This window comes from Phytopseudomonas dryadis, assembly GCF_004327355.1.
Classification (GTDB): domain Bacteria; phylum Pseudomonadota; class Gammaproteobacteria; order Pseudomonadales; family Pseudomonadaceae; genus Aquipseudomonas; species Aquipseudomonas dryadis.
In genome coordinates this window covers 1-1,453 of sequence record NZ_QJUM01000064.1, presented here as the reverse complement: position 1 = coordinate 1,453, position 1,453 = coordinate 1, and the positions used below count along the sequence as shown (strand labels likewise).

1 protein-coding gene is annotated in these 1,453 nt (G+C 61.9%); it reads right to left on the bottom strand.

Annotation, left to right across the window (positions count from 1 at the left end):
• Positions 1–263 precede the first annotated feature (263 nt).
• Positions 264–1,322 (bottom strand): IS110 family RNA-guided transposase, encoded by a 1,059-nt coding sequence (locus DNK34_RS25230; protein ID WP_131177999.1) that lies wholly within the window; start codon positions 1,320–1,322, stop codon positions 264–266.
• Between the last annotated feature and the right edge of the window lie 131 nt (positions 1,323–1,453).

Below are 1,453 nucleotides of genomic sequence, written 5' to 3'. Positions count from 1 at the left end.
CACCCATCCTATGTATGGACTCGCCTTTACCTGTCAACCCGCTTTGAACAGAGAAACCCGGTTGCATCTATGTATCAGGCCTCAGCAAGGGAGCATCAGGTGCTCCGGGCCACCATTGTTTGAGCTCGCGCAGTGCCGATTACGAAGAGGCTTTAACAGCCAGTAGGATGGCAGGCATCAATGCGCGACGGTCTGACCTGGGGTCAATGTTTTGAGCAGCGGTTGGAGACGCTTAGCGCCCCGGTGGCGGGAACTCGTTGTGTTTACTCAGTCATCTCAGCCTCCTGCCGGGCTTGGGGATCACGCCTGTAGACATCGTTCGATTGCAGCAGCACCCAGGCGATGCGCAGGTTGCGGTTGGCCAGGCGTATGGCGGCGCCTTTGCGACCATGGCGCTGCATCCAGCGCTTTAGCCGACGGTCGTCCGCCTCCTCCGAGTCCGGCTTGAGCATGCGTAGCACGGCGTGTGAGCCTTCGATCATCAAGCTGCGCAGGTAACCATCACCACGCTTGCTCATCTTGCCCAGCCGGATCTTCTGGCCACTGCTGTGCTGATCGGGCACCAAGCCAATGTAAGCGGCGAACTGCCGTGCATTGGGGAAACGTTGCGGCTCGACCTGCTTGGCCACCAGCGCGGTGGCGATGATCGGCCCGATCCCTCGTACTGTCATCAACCGAGACGCCGTCTCGTCTTTGCGCGCGCTTTGCTCCAACCGCTTGGTCTGCTGCAGGATGCGACTTCCCAGGAACGCCCATTCTGCCTGCAGGTCGGCAAGCAGCTCGCGTAGAAGCTCAGGCAGTGGCAGCGTGGCATCCTCCAGGATCCGGTTCACGCGCTCGGCGAGCGCCGTAGCCCCTTGCGGTATCGCCAGGCCATGCTCGAGCAGCAGGCCGCGCATCTGATTGCCCAGCGCCGTACGCCGCCGCATGTAGCCCTGCCTGACCCGATGCACCGCCTGCATGGCCAGGGCCTCCACGCTTTTCACCGGCACGGCGTGGATGGCCTGATCGCGTCCTGCGCGCAATATCGCCAGGGCATCGTTGCGATCGTTCTTGGCACCACTGCGGTGGTCGGCGACGCGCTGTGCCGGTAACACACGCACCAGACAGCCCAGAGCCTGTACCTGTCGAGCCCACGCCTGTGCACCTGGCCCGGTTTCCATCAGAACAGTTGCGCCCCTGGCTATCGTGCCCAGCAACGCCGAGAACGCATCGCGCGACTTGATGCGCTGCTCGTATACCAATTGCCCGTGTGCATCTTCGCCAGCGACCTGGAACACCTGTTTGGCCAGGTCGATAGCCACTGTCGTGCACAGGGAAATATCAACTGGATGCGCTGCTGGCGATTTCGTCGTACGCTTTTGCATGGCCTCGCCCTCGCTGCCGTTGGTCATCATTAGAATGCCACCGTGGCGCATCGACGCCTCGGCGGGGGCGAGTCCATCTAATTACG